The organism is Ureibacillus endophyticus (assembly GCF_024159215.1).
Taxonomy (GTDB): domain Bacteria; phylum Bacillota; class Bacilli; order Bacillales_A; family Planococcaceae; genus Ureibacillus; species Ureibacillus endophyticus.
On the sequence record NZ_JAMYWW010000001.1, the window covers coordinates 2,060,749 to 2,076,516 of the forward strand.

At 35.6% G+C, this 15,768-nt stretch carries 16 protein-coding genes and 1 riboswitch; of the genes, 5 read left to right on the forward strand and 11 right to left on the reverse strand.

All coding sequences use genetic code 11. The features are described from left to right. Positions 1-119: 119 nt before the first annotated feature. Positions 120-320, forward strand: a complete 201-nt coding sequence (locus NKR20_RS10090) for a spore coat protein (RefSeq protein ID WP_245987470.1) — start codon at positions 120-122, stop codon at positions 318-320. 390 nt (positions 321-710) lie between these two features. On the opposite strand, the gene nrdF is transcribed toward NKR20_RS10090, so the two are convergent. Genes nrdF through NKR20_RS10110 form a run of 4 tightly spaced genes read right to left on the reverse strand, consistent with a single transcriptional unit; the run spans position 711 to position 4,367 of the window. After that, the gene (nrdF, locus tag NKR20_RS10095) at positions 711-1,679 is read right to left on the reverse strand and encodes a class 1b ribonucleoside-diphosphate reductase subunit beta (RefSeq protein WP_121213775.1); all 969 of its coding nucleotides are present in this window, start codon (positions 1,677-1,679) and stop codon (positions 711-713) included. Positions 1,680-1,700: 21 nt separating this feature from the next. After that, complete coding sequence (nrdE, locus tag NKR20_RS10100) at positions 1,701-3,794, reverse strand: class 1b ribonucleoside-diphosphate reductase subunit alpha (RefSeq protein WP_121213776.1); 2,094 nt, start codon at positions 3,792-3,794, stop codon at positions 1,701-1,703. Next, positions 3,769-4,146, reverse strand: a complete 378-nt coding sequence (nrdI, locus tag NKR20_RS10105) for a class Ib ribonucleoside-diphosphate reductase assembly flavoprotein NrdI (protein ID WP_121213777.1) — start codon at positions 4,144-4,146, stop codon at positions 3,769-3,771. The genes nrdE and nrdI overlap by 26 nt, the downstream gene beginning before the upstream one ends. Next, on the reverse strand, positions 4,143-4,367 hold the full coding sequence (locus NKR20_RS10110; RefSeq protein ID WP_121213801.1) for a glutaredoxin family protein: 225 nt from the start codon (positions 4,365-4,367) through the stop codon (positions 4,143-4,145). The genes nrdI and NKR20_RS10110 overlap by 4 nt, the downstream gene beginning before the upstream one ends. A 131-nt stretch (positions 4,368-4,498) precedes the next feature. After that, positions 4,499-4,678: riboswitch (cobalamin riboswitch) on the reverse strand. 140 nt (positions 4,679-4,818) lie between these two features. On the opposite strand from NKR20_RS10110, the gene NKR20_RS10115 reads away from it, so the two are divergent. Beyond that, a complete protein-coding gene (locus tag NKR20_RS10115) occupies positions 4,819-5,031 on the forward strand; it encodes a hypothetical protein (protein ID WP_121213778.1) in 213 nt (70 codons plus the stop codon). A 104-nt stretch (positions 5,032-5,135) separates the two neighbouring features. On the opposite strand, the gene NKR20_RS10120 is transcribed toward NKR20_RS10115, so the two are convergent. From NKR20_RS10120 to NKR20_RS10130, 3 genes are all read right to left on the reverse strand, one after another. Beyond that, a complete protein-coding gene (locus tag NKR20_RS10120) occupies positions 5,136-6,200 on the reverse strand; it encodes a branched-chain amino acid aminotransferase (protein ID WP_121213779.1) in 1,065 nt (354 codons plus the stop codon). A gap of 719 nt (positions 6,201-6,919) precedes the next feature. Then, positions 6,920-7,591 carry a GNAT family N-acetyltransferase gene (locus NKR20_RS10125; RefSeq protein ID WP_121213780.1) on the reverse strand — a complete coding sequence of 224 codons (672 nt, stop codon included), beginning with the start codon at positions 7,589-7,591 and terminating at the stop codon, positions 6,920-6,922. A gap of 56 nt (positions 7,592-7,647) precedes the next feature. Beyond that, complete coding sequence (locus tag NKR20_RS10130; RefSeq protein ID WP_245987471.1) at positions 7,648-8,055, reverse strand: retropepsin-like aspartic protease; 408 nt, start codon at positions 8,053-8,055, stop codon at positions 7,648-7,650. Between the two features lie 442 nt (positions 8,056-8,497). Between NKR20_RS10130 and NKR20_RS10135 the strand changes: the two genes are divergently transcribed. Then, positions 8,498-9,925 carry a DDE-type integrase/transposase/recombinase gene (locus NKR20_RS10135; protein WP_253428046.1) on the forward strand — a complete coding sequence of 476 codons (1,428 nt, stop codon included), beginning with the start codon at positions 8,498-8,500 and terminating at the stop codon, positions 9,923-9,925. 266 nt (positions 9,926-10,191) lie between these two features. Here NKR20_RS10135 and NKR20_RS10140 read toward each other — a convergent pair whose 3' ends face one another. After that, positions 10,192-10,788: a nitrilase-related carbon-nitrogen hydrolase gene (locus NKR20_RS10140; RefSeq protein WP_253426156.1), complete on the reverse strand. Its 597-nt coding sequence runs from the start codon at positions 10,786-10,788 to the stop codon at positions 10,192-10,194. 426 nt (positions 10,789-11,214) lie between these two features. Between NKR20_RS10140 and proB the strand changes: the two genes are divergently transcribed. Both proB and NKR20_RS10150 read left to right on the forward strand, forming a co-directional pair. After that, on the forward strand, positions 11,215-12,300 hold the full coding sequence (proB, locus tag NKR20_RS10145) for a glutamate 5-kinase (protein WP_121213782.1): 1,086 nt from the start codon (positions 11,215-11,217) through the stop codon (positions 12,298-12,300). 20 nt (positions 12,301-12,320) lie between these two features. Continuing rightward, positions 12,321-13,586 carry a glutamate-5-semialdehyde dehydrogenase gene (locus NKR20_RS10150; protein ID WP_253426159.1) on the forward strand — a complete coding sequence of 422 codons (1,266 nt, stop codon included), beginning with the start codon at positions 12,321-12,323 and terminating at the stop codon, positions 13,584-13,586. Positions 13,587-13,684: 98 nt separating this feature from the next. Here the strand turns inward: NKR20_RS10150 and NKR20_RS10155 are convergent, their stop codons facing one another. The 3 genes from NKR20_RS10155 to NKR20_RS10165 form a co-directional block, all read right to left on the reverse strand. Beyond that, positions 13,685-14,359: a DUF2642 domain-containing protein gene (locus NKR20_RS10155; protein ID WP_253426162.1), complete on the reverse strand. Its 675-nt coding sequence runs from the start codon at positions 14,357-14,359 to the stop codon at positions 13,685-13,687. A gap of 43 nt (positions 14,360-14,402) precedes the next feature. Continuing rightward, entirely contained in the window at positions 14,403-14,903 is a 501-nt protein-coding gene (locus NKR20_RS10160) for a hypothetical protein (RefSeq protein ID WP_121213784.1), read from the reverse strand. Positions 14,904-15,120: 217 nt separating this feature from the next. Then, complete coding sequence (locus tag NKR20_RS10165; protein WP_342768791.1) at positions 15,121-15,471, reverse strand: DUF3889 domain-containing protein; 351 nt, start codon at positions 15,469-15,471, stop codon at positions 15,121-15,123. Positions 15,472-15,768 lie beyond the last annotated feature (297 nt).

The window sequence follows — 15,768 nt, forward strand, 5'->3', positions numbered from 1 at the left end:
TCCTGTTCTCCCCACGCAAACGTATACTTTGCGTGGGAATTTATTTTAACTATTTGTATCTCATGGAAAGACTCGTGCATATTCTGATGGTTAAAGAAGTTTTAAAAGGGGTGAAATATGTGAGTAATGAAAATTCTCCAAAGGGAATTCCTAATAAAGTAGTAGACCTTTTAGTAACAAATATCCTACGAAAAAATGGTGTTAACATAGAACAAGCAAAAAATAAATTATCTGAAGAAGATAAACAAGCTCTTAAAGAAATGGTAGAAGATTTAAAGGCGCAAGTAGATGAATTTGTAAAACAAAATTCTAAGAAATAAGTTTTATAAAAGCGCCTTTTTTTAAAGGGCGTTTTGTTATGAAAACCACCATTCAAAAAGTTTAGCAATGGCTATCAAAGGAATCCCCACTAACATCAGCCCAACGAAAAAATATATTATAGGTTTTAGAAAATCTAATATAGCACCTACCAAATCATCTATAAAATTGAACATAACCACACTCCTACAACACGTATATTTACTACATTAACATCTAATCCATTAATTTAGAAAGGCTTAGCAGCAATAGGAGCCGTCTGAAAATTACTTTTGAGACGGTAGCATTTTGATGCGACAACCGCAGAAGAACAATTCTATATTAGATATTTATTACAAAGAAAGACTGTGTTAAAAGTCATTTTACTTTTAACACAGCCCCCTTCCTATCTTCTAAAAATCAAATCGAAACGTATCATCCGTTATTGGAGCTACTTTTGCTTTTGCATAAGTAGACCCCTTTTGTGAAAAGAAATCATACGTAGTCCCTTCATTTCGTATCCCATTCATCACAATTTGATTCACTTCTTCTTCTGGGAACATCGTATCTAACCCCAAATTCATTAAGGCTTTGTTTGCATTATATCGAATATAAGCCTTTACCTCAGGACATAATCCTGTCTCTGCATAGACGTCATTCGTATAATTTAGTTCATTTTGATAAAGTTCTAAGAGTAGTTCATACCCCCATACTCTTAACGTATCTTGTACTTCAGAAGAAAACTGCTGAAACAAATTTTGCGCGAAATATCCCACTGCTACCCCATGAATGGATTCGTCTCTTAAAATGAGTGAAATAACTTCTGCACTATTCCGTAAAAATCCTTGTCCACCTAAGTAGAGCGGATAGAAAAATCCGGAATAAAATAGGAACGATTCGAGCATAACAGACGAAAACATCGCTTTCCAAAGAGATTCTGAATCCCCTTCTTGAATGGAAGAATACACTTCATTAATACGTTCAGCCTTGTATTGTAAAAATTCATTCTTCTTCACCCATTCAAAAAGCTCATCAATTTCATCATTTTTGCATAATGTTGTAAAAATATAAGAATAGGATTTTGCGTGAATGGCTTCAAATGCACCGAATGCTGTTAAAACTGCTTTTTCTTGCAGGTCTTGCGTATACTTTGCTATTTCATTCATCCCTACATTCGTTTGAACGGTATCCAGCAATGTTAAACCCGCTAACACCTTTTTATATGTGTCTTGATGTTCAAAATCTTGCCATTGCTTTACATCTTTACTAACGGCAATTTCTTCTGGAAACCAAATTTGCTTCCATTGTTGCTCCCAAAACACTTGAGCAAGTTCACTAGTTGGTCGATTCCAATTAATTGCTTGGATTGGTTTGTTTTTCATACTCTCATACACACTCCGAAACTATATTTGACAAGCAATACATTCTTCAATGGTTTGCAAACGCTGACGAACATAATAGATTGTTTTAATCCCTTTCATCCATGCATAAATATAAACTTTTGCCAGTTGTTCGGTTGTCCATTGATCGGTTACATATAAAGTTAAAGAAATCCCCTGGTCGATATGTTTTTGCGCTGCTGCATATAAATCAATCATTTTATACGGATCGATGTTGTACGCATCCACATAGTAATCCATATTTTCGTTATTCATAAACGGCATTGGATAAATCGTACGACTATCTGCATAATCCCGCACTTCTACTCGTTCCGTAATAGGCGCAATCGAAGCTGTACATGAACGGATATAACTAATTGAACCAGTCGGAGGAATTGCTAATCGGTAGCTATGGAACAATCCAAATTCTTTAACTTGATGGGACAACTCTTTCCACATTGCTGACGAAATTATTGGCACATGACCTAATGCCTTTTTTATTTTATTTGTCGGTTCTCTATCTTCTTTTGAAATATAAGCAGTAAAATATTCACCTGTTGCATAATCGCTTTTCTCAAACCCATAAAACACTTCTCCACGCTCCTTTGCAATCTGCACTGATGTTTTAAGAGAATAGTAGTTTACTGCTTCCATGAAACAATCGATAAACTCGATTGCCTCATGAGAACCATATAAGATTTCTTCTGAGACGAGATGGCCATGTAAATTCATGACACCTAGTCCTACTGAATGCATCATTTGATTTGCCTTTGCAACGGATGGTACATTTTTTATGTTTGTCATGAGTGAAACGTTAGTTAATAAACGCATGGAAGTATCAATTAATCTTTCAAAATCATTCACTTTCGTAGCAGCATGAATATCAATGGAACCAAGATTGCATGATACATCGAGACCATACTCATTGGGTTCGTCTTGATCAGTAATGTTACTCGTGTGTTGAACTTGTAAAATTTCTGTACATAAGTTGGACATTTTCACTCGTCCAATAGCTTTAAGTGGATGCACATCATTCACATTGTCATCAAAAATTTCAAAGGGATAGCCAGATTCAAACTGTGCTTTTTTCACTTCTGTATAAAGCTTCCGCGCATTCAGTCGCTTTAGTTTCCGGATATTTGGATTATCAAGCAATTCATAATACATTTCTGTTATCGAGATTTCAGACATTCTTTTACCATATTCTCTATAAATATCATAAGGACTAAATAAAACGATATCTTTATCTCTTTTCATTAACTCAAAAAATATATTTGGAATGATAATACCTGTGGATAAAGTAGCTAGACGAATTTTATCATCGGCATTTGGTTTTTTTGATGAAATAAAGCTTTCGATATCCCCATGGAATATATTTAAATAGGCGACCCCCGAACCATTCCGTTGTCCAAGTTGATTGGAGTAACTAAAGGAATTTTCCAACAGTTTTGCTACCGGTATGACCCCACTTGCTCGGTTTATGATTCCTTTAATCGGGTCGCCTAATGGTCGTAAATCTGTTAAATTAACCCCAACCCCTCCACCTAGTCGTGAAAGTTCTAAACAATAGCCAATATTTTCAGCGATGCTATTCATCGTGTCGTCCATTGATAATTTAAAACAACTAACAAGCTCTCCCCTTGCCTTTTTCCCACTGTTTAATGCAGTTGGTGTGGCTGGTTGGTAAGCTTCCATAATTGCTTCTACTGCTCTTTCTGCAAGTTCTTTATCTCCTTGCGCTAAATAGAGAGCGATAATAACAATACGATCTTCATATTTTTCTAGTATTTCTTCCCCATCTCTACTTTTCATGGCATACGCGTCATAAAACTTGCTTGCACTCATAAACGAAGGAAACCGGAAGTTATATTCATAGGCTTTTTTATACAATTTTTTAATAAAATTTATATCGTATAAATCCAAAAATTCACGTTCATAATATCCTTCATCTACTAAATATCGAATCTTTTCTTCTATATCAATAAAATAACGTAAACGCACATTTACGTACTCTAAAAAATAACGTCGGGTTGCTTCTCGATCTTTTTCTAATTCTAATAAACCTGTTCGACTATATTGATTCAGCACTTCATTATTTAGTTTCAAGTATGATTTCATTCAAAACCCTCATTTCATAAAACAGTTGGATAGCTTCGTAGTCTGCAGGATATCCGCGCAAGTCAATTTTTCTAACTAATGGAATGGTGTAAAGGGATGCAATTTTATCTCCTGCAACGCCAAAATTATTACCGAAATTTCGATTGCCACTGACAACAACACCCTTACAATGTTGAGCATTCCTCGCTAAAAACCTCGCAACTTTTTCAGGTATTTGTCCTAATCCATCGGTATAGGTCATTAATAAATATGGTTGTTGTAGTACTAAACCTTCTTTAATTTCTTGTTTATCGCCGTTTAATTTTGAGGCAATATACCGAACATTTCCGGTACGACTTGCAAAGACAATCACGAAATACTCAGCTCGATTTTGCTCATTATGTCATTGAGATTACCAGAAAATAAACCATCCATTTCGATTACTGGTACGGTTAGAAAACCGGCATCAAGTATCTTTTCTTTTGCGCATTCATCATGGTCGATGTTAATAGTTTCAAAGGCTATTCCTGCTCGTATGAGTTCTGATTTAATCCATAAGCATTTTGGACATACTGTTTTTGTATAAAGTTTCATCAATTTAATCCCTCTCCTTTTCGTAAAGGGGAAATAAAAAAAGCTACCTCTTCGAAAAGAGATAGCAATAAAATGGAAACGATTGATGTAAAAATGGTACCGTCTCCATTTCTCAATCCCCGAAGAAATGTTTTGAGTGTTTTTACTTGGCAGGTCTCCTGGCTTCGCTTCATCCGCGGATTCCCTTCCCATGCAAAATGCACAGTGGTAATTGAATCTTCGTCAGCTTTACAGTTGCGGGGACAGCGCCGGAATCTCACCGGCTTCCCTATTAAACTACATGTAGTAGTACCAATTAAAAACGAACACAATATATAGTTTTTATTACTGATGTTAAGTGTATCAGAGTTAGTTACCTCTGTAAATGGTATTTTAGGTATATTATAGTGAACAAATTGAAAAGCATAAAATTTTCATCAATGCACACCTTAACCATTAGGAGGTGAGCAGCTTGAGTAGAAATAGAAATAATAAAAAAACGCTGAATGAACGAAATCATAATCCATTTGAAACTTATAAACACTTACACAGAAACACTACAAGTCATCAAGATAACCCAGAAGATAACACGGCAGAAATTGCAGAAGAATTTGATTCTAAAGTAAAGAATAAAAACAATGCAACAAACCACGATAAAGATCAACAATCGAATAAAAGAGAATAGTTTAGAAAAAGGTGAGATCTTTGTGCTCGCCTTTTTAATTTTGAATATTCTCCTCTATAAAAAAAATCGCAGCTACCTTTGTTAGTAGCTACGATTCCACTATTTTATAAACGAATTGTCCACCCAAAAGTATCTTCAATTTTTCCTGTTTGAATGCCAGTTAATGTATCATATAACATTTGAGAAACTTCACCGATTTCGCCATTGTTAATGATATATTTTACTTCTAAATATTTTAACTCGCCAACTGGTGAAATAACCGCTGCTGTCCCTGTTCCGAAAACTTCTTCTAAAGTTCCGTTATTGTGAGCTTCTACAACTTCATCAATAGAAATACGGCGTTCTTCAACCGGAATATTTTTTGATTTTAATACTTGGATCATTGAGTCACGAGTAATACCAGGTAAAATACTACCGTTTAATTCAGGAGTAATAACTGTTCCGTTAATTTTAAAGAAGATGTTCATACTACCAACTTCTTCAACATAACGGTTTTCTTTACCATCTAACCATAATGTTTGAGAGTACCCTTCACGATCTGCAATTTCTTGACCTTTTAGTGCACTTGCATAGTTACCACCAGTTTTCGCTTCACCAGTACCACCTTTTACGGCACGAACAAATTGTTGCTCTACCATAATTTTTACTGGGTTAATTCCCTCTTTATAGTAAGAGCCTGATGGAGACATGATGATTATAAATTTATAATTTTTTGCAGGATGTACTCCTAAATGTTCTTCTGTTGCAATAATAAATGGACGGATATAAAGAGAAGTACCTGGAGCACTTGGTACCCATTCACGGTCCACATTCACTAATTGTTTTAAAGCCTCTAATGCATACTCTTCGTCAATTTTTGGAATACATAAACGATCATTTGAATGATTAAGACGAGCAAAATTACGTTCTGGACGGAATAATAAAATATCATTATCTACCGTTACATAAGCTTTTAACCCTTCAAATACAGATTGTCCATAGTGGAAAATCATTGCAGATGGGTCAAGGGAAATTGGTTGATATGGAATAATACGACCATCATGCCAGCCAATACCTTCTGTATATTCTAATACAAACATATGGTCAGTAAAGTAATTTCCGAAACCAAGTTCGTCTGCAGCAGGTTTTTCTTTAGGATTAGTTGTTAATTGTGTTGTAATGTCTAACATTGTGTAGCCTCCAATTATTAAATGAGAATTCAGAAAACTAAATATCACGCTTATTGTGAACTTCCGTTATCAAATTATATTACTTTACTATTTTACTTTAAATTCCGAAATAAAACATCACCTATTCATACGAATATTGCAAATTTTTGCTCAATACGGTATGGAAGGAGAAGTCTGAAAAGATATTTTGAGACTTCTCCTTTGTGGCTGTCACTAACGTTTTCGCCACAGATAAATTGTAGCTGTCACTAACGTTTTCGCCACAGATAAATTGTGGCTGTCACTGACGTTTTCGCCACAGATAAATTGTGGCTGTCACTGACGTTTTCGCCACAGATAAATTGTGGCTGTCACTGATGTTTTCGCCACAGATAAATTGTGGCTGTCACTGACGTTTTCGCCACAGATAAATTGTGGCTGTCACTGACGTTTTTGCCACAGATAAATTGTGGCTGTCACTGACGTTTTCGCCACAGATAAATTGTGGCTGTTACTGACGTTTTTGCCACAGATAAATTGTGACTGTCGCTTACGCTTTTGTCACAGATAAATTGCGACGAGGATGGTGACAACTTGTTGTGACCACCGCAGGAGCACAATCTATGTGTTACGAGTGATGATATCATGGTGTGACCACCGCAGAAGCACCACTACTTAAATAAAAGTATCAAAAAAGCTGTGAAGAAGAATACTCTTCTACACAGCCCAATTCATAAACTCTATAACGGCATCAACTTTATATTTTCATAAGATTCGATGTATTCAATCATTTGTAGCCATGCCTTTGGTTTATTCGGAAGTACTTTATAATAATCTTTTAGAAAATCAACAATTAAACTTGCTGGAATTTCCTTCACATTTTCGTCCGTTGGCATAAAGCATAAATCCAGACCTTTAACCGCCTCTCCATCATTTTTCCAAGAGGGATGTAAGTATGGGAAGTCAAGACGTTGATAACCTAGATGGGATAGTACTTCGCGACGAACGTATGGATTCATCGGCTTGATACCACCGAAATCAAAATCTTCCTTAAAGTATGGATTATAAATTTCTGCAAACATTCCAAATAATACTTTGCCATTGTCTTTTGCAAGTTGATGTAAATCTTGCTCGCGGTTTTTGGCTAAAAAGCGTCCAAGTGATAAACCTGGTTGACCGATAATCGTGAAATCTGTCATCGCGATATTCCACTGAGGATAATAACGATATTCAGTTGCCCCTACTACTTCCCCTTCATGAACAGCAACAAATACACGGATACTTGGATCTTCTATTGGTTCTTTCCATAGCTCAAATTCTAGTACTTCTTCTGGTGGGAACACCTCACCTAATAATTTGTGCATACTAGCAAATAGTGGATCTTCAATGCTCGTGATTCTAATATAATCCATAGTGTATCTCTCCTTTTAACCCTAATTACCATATTGTAGCATATCTTTCTATCATTCTAGTTCATATTCGCTCTATCGATTTCTGCAGTATGGATAGATAAATTATTCATATTAATAACTGCTTTCAACTTCTTCAAAACATTTATTCCAAGAATTCCATCTATTGCAAAACCATAGTCCATATCTCCAAATTCGACCTGAATATGCTTAACACTTTGATTCCCCACTTTTATAGCATCGGCTACTTTAGAAAAGACATATTCAAATCCACCAACACCATAAATACGATATATCGGGTCATGATCTTCGGCTACAATACCAAAGGATGCAGCTACATCGGACGAAATCAACGTAGAAGCTGAACCGGTATCAATTAAAACACGGTTTAATGTTAATACCTTACCTTTTATCTCTACTTCCATATCTGTTAGTAATAAACCGTTTTCTAGTACCAACTGTTTCAATAGTAGACACCTACCTAATTGTACGGGTTTTCCCTACTATATGCTCGTCCACCACTCTTAAATACTGTGTTATAAATTAAAAAAACTTTGCCAACATGATAGCAATGTCATAATATTCTTGGATATAATTTAGAATCTAATTCGTTTAAATAAGGGATTTTTCCTCTCGTGTTGTAGATTTCATTTAAGTTAATATCACACAGTAATATTTCCTCTGAAAGTCTAGAACATTCATGTACCAATGCACCCTTGGGATTAATTAGCTTCGTTTTCCCACAACTCCCCTCCCCTACTGAATTTCGTATTGTCAAAACTTATATATATAAATCGCTAATAATCGTTGGTTTTATAGTCTTTTACGCAAAAAAACTTGCCACCCCCTGGATTTTGGTGTTAGTTGAGGTTACCACACACAAAACTACCCAAAAAGGAAGTGACAAGTTTGTACCCTCAATTATTAGCGTATTTAATTGAATTTATCAAGTACCAAGAAAAAATAATTAAAATATTAATGGTGATAATATTTGGTAAGGCTGTTGGAAGTGTGCGTCCTGAACAGCCAATTAATAAAGAATACCGCAAGTTACAAGTTGATAAGTTACCCATTCTGTATCAACCTGAAAAAGCATCCTTTCAGGATTTACTAATCGCCTACTTCCATGAACATGGCAAAGAATTAAAGCCTGTAAGACGACACGCCAAGTCCAAATCAAAAGTACCTGAAAACCTCTGTTGTCCTAAGTGTGGTGCACCTTCCTCGTATTTGTATGCGAATAATGGTGCAAAAGGACAATATCAATGTAAGGTATGTGATTGCTTATTTAATCAAAAAAGTCGCTATCAGAAAGAGGCTATTCTTCGTTGCCCCCACTGTATGAAGACCTTAGAGAAAATTAAAGAGCGAAAAGATTTTCACATTTGGAAGTGTAAAAGTAATCAGTGTTCCTATTATTTATCCAATATAGGTCGAATGAGTAAGGAAGAAAAGACCCGATTTAAACAAGATCCACAGGCGTTTAAAGTGCGTTATATTTATCGTGAATTTTTGTTTGATTATCAACCTTTATCTCCAGCATCACCAGTAAAACCACGTGTAGATTTATCACGGATTCATACGTCATCCCATACACTTGGATTGATTTTGACATACCATGTGAATTACGGTATTTCAGCACGGAAAACAGCAGCGATTATGCAAGACATACATAATGTTTCCATTTCACATCAAACGATATTAAATTACGTGAACAGTGTCTCCATCTTGATGAAGCCCTTCGTTGATGGTTATCCTTATGAACTGTCCGATCAATTTTGTGGCGACGAAACGTATATTCGGGTTAATGGGAAATGGCATTACTTATTCTTTTTCTTTGATGCGGCGAAAAAAGTTATTCTCTCTTACCGTGTTTCGCCTAATCGCGATACATTGTCTGCCATTAAAGCAATCGATGATGTTTTACAAAAGTTCAAGGAGATTCCCGAAAACCTGAATTTAATCGTGGATGGCAACCCCATTTACTTATTAGCACAACACTTTTTCGCACAACATGACATTTGGTTTGATGTGACACAAGTGATAGGCTTAACGAACGAAGATCCAGTGTCAGCCGAATATCGTTGGTTGAAACAAATTATCGAACGTCTAAACCGGACATTTAAAGGGCATTACCGTGCGACAACAGGCTTTGGTTCCGAAGCTGGCTCGGTATCGTTTGTGACGATGTTTGTGGCCTATTTTAATTTCCTTCGACCGCATGCAAAGCTGGAAAAGCGTGTGCCGGTCATGATTCCAGAGTTGGACCAGATGCCACATATGCCAGCACGTTGGACAAAACTGATTGAACTGGCCCAATTGGAGTTAACGAAATAACCGCAGCCTACTTTTTTTAGCAGAGCCCTCAAATAACTACATACGAATGACAATCGGCGTAGCGAACTCTTGACAAACCGAATGGAGAAAAGGTTAAAATTGGTATTTGGCGAGGGTTATTTGGTGTGCCTACTTTTTCCCCTTCGCCCTCAAAAATATGGGCGCAACCTTTTCGGAATGTTTGTCAAGAGCGATTGTCCCCTCGTTCGGAGAGTACTTATCGCCCAATACCTTGTGTTTTTCAATTTTTCATAGAAGTTTTGACACTACCCTGAATTTACACCTAAAACAAATACTGTATTATCAACTGCTCTTGCTGGAAGTTGAATATCCCATCTTTTTTCTGACCCAAAGCTAAAAACAGACGGTATAATGATGATTTCTGCCCCACGCAATGTTAGGATTCTGCAGGTTTCAGGAAACTCCATATCATAACAAATCAGGGTTCCAATTTTACCAACAGACGTTTGAACAGGTACCAACTCCATTTTCCCTGGCTTAAAAATAGTTTTTTCCTTATTCCAAAGAAAAGACTTATGATAGATTTTCAAAATTTGTCCGTTCTTCTCAATGATAGCTACTGCAATAAAAAGATCATCTTCAATTTTATCAATGAACGGAACGACAAGGACCACTCCATATGTTTTGGCAATCTGTTGACATTCCTCCACAATTGCTTTAGATGGCTGTTGTAATTTAATGACTGTTTGTGTTGTTAAATGATATCCTGAAGACCAAAGTTCAGGTAACACAATTAGGTCTGCCCCTTTTCGTATAGCGTATAAAATATGTTTAAAACCATTCAATTTATTTTTTTCTATTTGACCCGAAATGGAGCACATCTGTATAGCTGCTATTTTCATTAATCCTTTCGCTCCTCATAATTTACGTACAACTATTTTACCCAGCACAACGAATAATTAGAAAATCCCTTAATCATATTACAAACTACTACCTTTTAAAATTTTCGAACATTCTATAAATTCTATTGACAAAGTTTCAAAACTATTGCATATTAAAAGAAATTTAAGATTTGGTGGAACGAAGACTAGTATGTGGAATACCATTTGAAAAGAGAGCGATGTTCATCGGCTGCAAGACATCGTACAAATTGGCCCGCAGAACCTACTTCGCTAGCTTCTAGCAAAACTAGACGCAGACTCAAGCGTTATGAGAACAAAGTGGGACTTGGCAAATGCAAGTTCAATCTAGGTGGTACCACGGAAAAGTAACCTTTTTCGCCCTAATTTATAGGGCGAGAAGGGTTTTTTTATTTTAGGAGGATTTTAATGGAGAAAAAAAGAATTGTCGTTAAAATCGGTAGCAGTTCATTAACTAACTCAAAAGGCGAAATTGACCATAATAAATTAGAAGATCATATCAATGCGCTTGCGAAATTAAAGCATGCAGGTCACGATGTTTTACTTGTTTCATCTGGAGCGGTAGCAGCTGGCTTCCGAAAACTCGGTTACCCATCACGACCTGTCACATTAAAAGGAAAACAAGCAGCTGCTGCAGTGGGGCAAAGTCTTTTAATCCAGTATTATTCAGAGCTTTTTTCTTCCCATAACATTACTGCTGCACAAATCTTACTGACTCGAACGGATTTCTCGAAGAAAGATCGCTACAAAAATGCCTATGCAACTTTTACGGAATTGCTCGAACGTAACATTATTCCAATCATTAATGAAAACGATACAGTTTCAATTACCGAATTAACTTTCGGTGATAATGATATGCTCTCTGCTTTAGTAAGCGGACTCGTTCACGCAGACCAATTAATTATTCTAACAGACATTAACGGCTTTTATGATGACAACCCAATGAAAAATCCAAATGCCAAACGGATTAACCACCTATCAGAAATAACAGAAGAAATGTTGTCATTTGCTGCTGGATCTGGTTCAAAGGTTGGAACTGGAGGTATGCAGTCCAAACTATTAGCTGCCCGCACTGCCATTCAAGCTGGTGTAAAAGTATTCATCGGAAATGGTAGTGGTGAAAATAAATTAGTTGACATCTTAGAAGGTCATGGGGATGGAACATATATAGGAAGCGAACAACAAATGATTCTTCCTAATCAAAAACAATGGATTAGTCTTACTGAAGTATCAGGAAAACTTTATATTGATGAAGGTGCAAAACAAGCCATTTTGATGAATGGGAAAAGTTTATTACCAGCTGGCATCTACAGAATTGAAGGCGCCTTTCATAAAGGGGATGTCGTGGAAGTTTATTGTAATTCCACACTATTAGGCCGTGGAGAAGTAATGTATTCCAGTGATGAACTAGAATGTGCACTTGGAAAACGTTCTGATGAAATTGCTGTAAAATCCATTGAAGTGATTCACCGAGATAAATGGGTAAAAGCATAATAAATATAGGGGGTATTCGTATGACAAACATCGTAATAGAAAGTGAAGTTCGTAAAAAAGGAAAATTAGCAAAAAATGCAAGCTACACAATGAACGTAAAAACTACTGCAGAAAAAAATGATGCTTTAGTAAAAATCGCAGAACAACTGTTAATCGACCAACAATTCATTATTGAAGAAAATAAAAAAGACTTAGCAATTGGCAAAGAAAAAGGGTTACCTGATTCAACACTTGATCGAATTATGCTTAATGAATCTCGAATTCAAGCGATGTCTACAGCCATTCATCAATTAGTAGAGCTAGAGGATCCAGTTGGTGAAAAATTAGAATCAATTACAAAGGAAAATGGATTACTTATTGAAAAACGCCGTGTTCCAATTGGTGTAATCGGTATGATTTATGAAGCGCGTCCAAACGTAACGATTGACGCAGCAACACTTAGCTTGAAAACTGGTAATGCGGTGATTTTACGCGGAAGTTCTTCTGCAAAGTTTTCAAACATTGCCCTTGTTTCAACAATTCACCGTGCGCTTGAGAAAACCGAGATTCCTTTAGAAGCTGTCCAATTAATAGAAGATACTTCCCATGAAACTGCTAAAGAATTATTTAACCTAACTGAATATTTAGATGTATTAATTCCACGTGGTGGTAAAGGATTAATCGATTTAGTCGTACGTGAGTCATCTGTGCCTGTTTTAGAAACAGGTGCTGGCAATTGTCACGTTTATGTAGATAATAGTGCAAATTATGATATGGCACTTAACATTATTCTAAACGCAAAAACTCAACGTCCTTCTGTATGTAATGCTGCAGAAAGTCTACTTATGGCTGAAGATTGGTTCAAGGAGCATGGTGTTTCCCTATTAAAACAACTTTCAGAAGTAGGGATTACAATCATCGGTGATGAACATGTTTGTAACGTCTTACCACAAGCTACTCTCGCAACCGAAGAAGACTTTGCAGCAGAGTATTTGTCACTTACGTTAAGTGTGAAAGTTGTTGACAATGTATACGAAGCAATCAACCATATTAATACTTACGGTACAAATCATTCAGAAGCCATTATCACAGAAGATCAAATGGCTGCAGATGTCTTTTTAACAAGTGTCGATGCAGCAGCAGTTTATCATAATGCATCTACTCGTTTTACAGATGGCTTCGAGTATGGCTATGGCGCTGAAATCGGAATTAGTACACAAAAATTACATGCGCGTGGTCCAATGGGATTACCTGCATTAACTTCAACAAAATATTTTATTCGTGGAAATGGTCAAATCCGAAAATAGAATAACAAAACAAAAAAGTAGCACTAAACGTTCAGTTTAATGTGCTACTTTTCTTATTCAAATTAATCCTTAATTTAAATTAACGATTACCTTCTTCACTAGACTTCATGCATTGATTTAATATGCTCTAGATTTAGCAATATTGTATTCCCTCGAGCAGTACGAATCTCAATCATTTTATTATTCATATTCACTAACTTACCTATATGATGCGATTGTTCACCTAGGTTAAACACCACTAATTTATTTTTCATTTTTTCAATTTGGCGTTCAAAGCTAGCTTCAAATGTTGTTTTTGAACGATTTTTTAGCTCTTTATCCGTTAAATCAAAGGGACGTTGTTGATCCAGAAAAGGTATTAACCATTTTAAATGTTGTTTTGAAATGTATAGTGTTTTATAAATCGGCGAGTGGAAGATAAAATAATCACTCATAACATTATATATTATTCCATGAATTGGTTGCCTATTTGCAAAATAAATTTCAGTGTAAAACCCTTTCGCCAGGTTAAGCATTTCATCAAAAGTTAGTACTTTTTCATCATTTCCATTCAGATAGGTAGGTAAAATTGAAGGTCTTTGAATAGTGTCCATTTCATCCTGTACTACAGAAATATTGTCTACATGGTTCATTGGTATATAGACAAAATCATCGCCATCAAAAAGAACAATTATTTCATCATTAGATTCTATTAAAGTACCTCTAAAATCTGATTTTCCTACCAAATCTACTTTGACAATTTCTTTTTTAAATTGATTAAATACGTTGTTCAAACTCTCCCTCCTATCTGTTCAGAGAGTTTTGCAAGAACATTACTTATCTACGACGACGTCTTCTTCCACCTGAGCTATTTTCAGATTCGTTGTTATCACTTTCTTCGTTATTTTCTTCACCTGAAGAAGATGTTCCACTGATAATTATATTGCGAAGGTGGAACATAGATACGTAGATAATTTCTTCCTTAAAAATGATTGTTAGATAATCGTCACATACTTCGTTTAATACACCTTCTAATTTTTCAGGATTAATTTTTACCCAACGTCTACCTATTTTACAAAGTACACCTTTTAAATTATCCTCATCGAATAATCCTTCTAAGCCTTCTGGAACCGTTACACTTGATGCACCTTGATCTTTTGAATCAAGTGTAATACTTTTTACATGGTGTGTTGTATAAAGAATGACACCATCTTTTTTCGTTAATAGAACAAAGTAATCGTTACCTGCCTTGAGCAATTTTCCAACAGCCGCATTTGGTCCACCACGATCGACTCTAATGACCTGCCCTACCATTGTATCAAGTAAAGCTTTATTCATATCGACATAACCCTCCTATTTGTATTGTCTTGCTAAATATATGTGCTTTTATCCTATAATGAGATGTCATTAGCCTAGTTTTATAAAATTTACTAAGTTTTTTTGGATAAATGCAAAACAATAGTGATTAAAAAAAATAGTACAAATCATAATTGATTTGTACTTATTAAATAGTATATTCACGGGTTAGTCGATGGTTACTTAAGGGCATTGCTGACTATCGATCCGTCTCGGTGAACTTAATATTGATCACTTCTTCTGTTTGATTATTGAATGTTATATCAACAAATACACCGAATTCATGATTATCATCAGCTCTTAACCATAGCTTAAATTTTTCGACTGTATTTTCTGTGCCAACTTCTCGACCTATGTGAAGATAATCAACGACATTCGCATTAGGGTATTTTTCCATGACGTTTTGCATCGCCATTCTTCCCCATTTTGCATACTCGGGAGCAATTTCTTGAGCACTTGTTATTTCATCACTTGGAGGAGGTGTCATTATCTTGCCAACAACTGCTGTACCTATAATAAGCAATACGGAAACTGCAATTTTCATTTTCATCAACAGAAAACCTCCTTTTCTATAGTGTTTTCTGAACAAAGGAAGATATTCGGATAATCGTTATGTAAGTATTAACAGTGTATGTTATTTTTACGTTTATGCTAAATATACTTAATTTACTTTTTACTTTTATTTTTTATACAAAAAAACTGTCCCGCGACTCCGAGACAGTTTCATTTGACTTTATATGTTGCATATTGGATATAAAGTTTTTATTTTATTCGGTTACCCTCTGGCTTATGAATAAAATGCGTCAAGTCTATTGTGCATCACTGTGCAGCATTAATAGATGTTTTG

Excerpts from the sequence above, each read along its gene's own strand:
- nrdF (WP_121213775.1), bottom strand. The coding sequence starts at position 1,679 with ATGAAAAACAAACCAATCCAAGCAATTAATTGGAATCGACCAACTAGT.
- nrdE (WP_121213776.1), bottom strand. The coding sequence starts at position 3,794 with ATGAAATCATACTTGAAACTAAATAATGAAGTGCTGAATCAATATAGT.
- NKR20_RS10110 (WP_121213801.1), bottom strand. The coding sequence starts at position 4,367 with ATGAAACTTTATACAAAAACAGTATGTCCAAAATGCTTATGGATTAAA.
- NKR20_RS10120 (WP_121213779.1), bottom strand. The coding sequence starts at position 6,200 with ATGTTAGACATTACAACACAATTAACAACTAATCCTAAAGAAAAACCT.
- NKR20_RS10125 (WP_121213780.1), bottom strand. The coding sequence starts at position 7,591 with ATGGATTATATTAGAATCACGAGCATTGAAGATCCACTATTTGCTAGT.
- NKR20_RS10140 (WP_253426156.1), bottom strand. The coding sequence starts at position 10,788 with ATGAAAATAGCAGCTATACAGATGTGCTCCATTTCGGGTCAAATAGAA.
- proB (WP_121213782.1), top strand. The coding sequence starts at position 11,215 with ATGGAGAAAAAAAGAATTGTCGTTAAAATCGGTAGCAGTTCATTAACT.
- NKR20_RS10150 (WP_253426159.1), top strand. The coding sequence starts at position 12,321 with ATGACAAACATCGTAATAGAAAGTGAAGTTCGTAAAAAAGGAAAATTA.
- NKR20_RS10160 (WP_121213784.1), bottom strand. The coding sequence starts at position 14,903 with ATGAATAAAGCTTTACTTGATACAATGGTAGGGCAGGTCATTAGAGTC.
- NKR20_RS10165 (WP_342768791.1), bottom strand. The coding sequence starts at position 15,471 with ATGAAAATGAAAATTGCAGTTTCCGTATTGCTTATTATAGGTACAGCA.